The sequence below is a fragment of the Empedobacter sp. UBA3239 genome (genome assembly GCF_002362875.1).
GTDB lineage: Bacteria > Bacteroidota > Bacteroidia > Flavobacteriales > Weeksellaceae > Empedobacter > Empedobacter falsenii_B.
Map to the genome: position 1 here is coordinate 11,265 of NZ_DEVJ01000070.1, position 2,455 is coordinate 13,719.

Consider the following 2,455-nt stretch of genomic DNA (forward strand, 5'->3'; position numbering starts at 1 on the left):
CATCTAAAATCAATCCTCTTTCTCAACCTTAGTCTTAACCTCAAATACATACTACTTTGTACATAATACAACTCTAAAATCTCACTTCTCACATCTAATATCTAAAATCTAATATCTAATATCTCATATCTCACATCTACATTCATACCAATCATTCCCCTTCATCACCTACCAATTTCGTTCATGGATAACCATAAATCAACATCTTCAAATCATTCCTCATAATTTCGAACTGTTGCTGAACCAAGTCAAATAAAGTTTAATTTAAAATCTATTAAAAATGGGAAAAATTACAGATTCTCTTTTGTCGGGTACGCGAGGACGTACAGGACGAATTGTTGTTTCGAATATCGAAGGAAATGAAATTTCTCGTATACGACCACGAAAATCAAACCGTATACCAACACCAAAACAACAAGTCATAAAAGACAGATTCAATTTTGCTGTGCAGTTTATACAAGGGTATAAAGCATTGGCTAAAACCTATTACGGAAAAAGAGCTGGTTTAAAATCGCCTTATAATCAAGCCATGGCAAATTTATTACAATCTATGCCTTGTAATATGGATACCTTAACCTTTTCTATTGATTATGATGCTATTCAATTCACAAAAGGTAATTTACTCGAACCACAACCTGTAAATGTTATTGCAGACGATCCACTATCGGTAACGATTACATGGACCAATAATGCAACAGAACTTGTGGATCAAAATGACACCTTGGTTATATTGTATGCAGAAGATGGGAATACAAAAGCACAATCAACGGTTGTACAAACAACTGTAAAACGCTCCGAAGAATCATATGTACTCCAATTTCTACCCAAATATCAAGGAACAGATGTACATGTTTGGATGAGTTTTTTATCCGTCATAAAGCAAGACGCTGCACCATCTATTTACTTAGGTCAAGTCACTGTACTTTAATCACTTCCCCTCTACTTTTGGAGGGGATTTTTGTTTATATTATAATTTATTGTATATTAGACAAATACATCTTTACTACAACCATTTTCAATTTTAATTTTTAAGCGTATGAAAATTGAAGTATATGAAGAATATATCAAGTACCTGAACTTTTTTATTCATCGATATGGAGATGTAATCAAGAAAAATGAACCACAAGTCGAAGCAAAACAAGATATCCTAAACAAACAGTATATGCAAATGATTGAATATGCATTTGGCTTTATTCAAAAAATCAATTTGTTTGCGATACAAGATTATCAATCACAGATTTTGTTTATTCCGCAATTAATTTTTTACTTCAACGATGTCTGCGAATGTCCACGTCCTCCAACCTTATCAATAGATTTTAATGTTGACATAGAAGCACTTTACAAACTTTTAAAAAACAACACACAAATTACTTATAATCAAAACCAATATTTTCCTTTTCTTATTGATATTTCAGGTTTATCACACGGTTACCATCATCTAGCTGGTTTTGTTCACCGACACAAACAAAATCAATTTGCGTATTATTGTGTTTCGATCCAAGTCAAAAGTCAAGAATTGAAAGGAAACTGGAAAAAGTTTTATCATATTCCCATTCAAAAACTCAAATTAATTTACAAAGAATGCCTGCAAAAGAACCAAACACTTTATGCTTTTGCAGCAGATACCGAATTTACTTACTATGAAATTCAGAAAGGATTCAACTACTATTTCAATTGCTCCTTTACAGAATACGAACAAAAATTAAAAATGTTGAAAGCATTAGAATTGATTATGTTTACCAATGCTCCATTCAAAGACATTACCATTCAAAGTGGTTTCTCCACTTATACTACCTTAAAACGTACATTTGCGAAACACCAAATTCCTTTAAAAGAAATTCCTCGATTAATTATCTAAACTATCGAAGTACAGTCACCACTGTCTTCTCGATGTTCGATGAGTTTATAGGTTAACGGTCTTGGTATAAGTTTTACGCTTAACGTTTTACGTATTTTTTTTAGTTTTACGTGACACGTATTAAGTTCTACGTTTTTATTTTTATTCTTATTAATATTCAAATCCTTTTTTAACAAAGAATTTATAAACCGTCATTGCTGAAAAGTAGAGTTTCAATTCGGCGTAGTGAGCGATATGTTTACGTAATAAGTTTTACGTTTAACGTTTTACGTTTTCATCCTTTTTCAATATTCAAATCTACTTTTTATAACATTTGAAATTAAAAGGAGGAGCCATGGTATGGCTCAGGTAATTCAACTAACTAAATTATCTCCATAAAGTTGGCAACTCGCTTCACTCAGACACTCCAAACTTTTTTATTCCAATAATTTAGAGTTGAATTGCATTTCGATTCTAAATCGTCGGATTTTTCTAATTCTTTTTCAATATTCAAATCCACTTTTTATAACATTTGAGATTAAAAATTCTTTAATGTCACTTTTTACTTGACTAAAAAGTAACCAAAAAGTCAAGGCCGTAAACCTCTCTACTAAAAAT

2 protein-coding genes are annotated in these 2,455 nt (G+C 31.3%); both read left to right on the forward strand.

Annotated features, from left to right (window positions below; genetic code table 11):
• Positions 1-280 precede the first annotated feature (280 nt).
• The gene (locus B4G36_RS10980) at positions 281-928 is read left to right on the forward strand and encodes a DUF6266 family protein (protein ID WP_291064030.1); all 648 of its coding nucleotides are present in this window, start codon (positions 281-283) and stop codon (positions 926-928) included.
• A 108-nt stretch (positions 929-1,036) separates the two neighbouring features.
• A complete protein-coding gene (locus B4G36_RS10985) occupies positions 1,037-1,858 on the forward strand; it encodes an AraC family transcriptional regulator (protein WP_291064032.1) in 822 nt (273 codons plus the stop codon).
• Positions 1,859-2,455 lie beyond the last annotated feature (597 nt).

Excerpts from the sequence above, each read along its gene's own strand:
- B4G36_RS10980 (WP_291064030.1), top strand. The coding sequence starts at position 281 with ATGGGAAAAATTACAGATTCTCTTTTGTCGGGTACGCGAGGACGTACA.
- B4G36_RS10985 (WP_291064032.1), top strand. The coding sequence starts at position 1,037 with ATGAAAATTGAAGTATATGAAGAATATATCAAGTACCTGAACTTTTTT.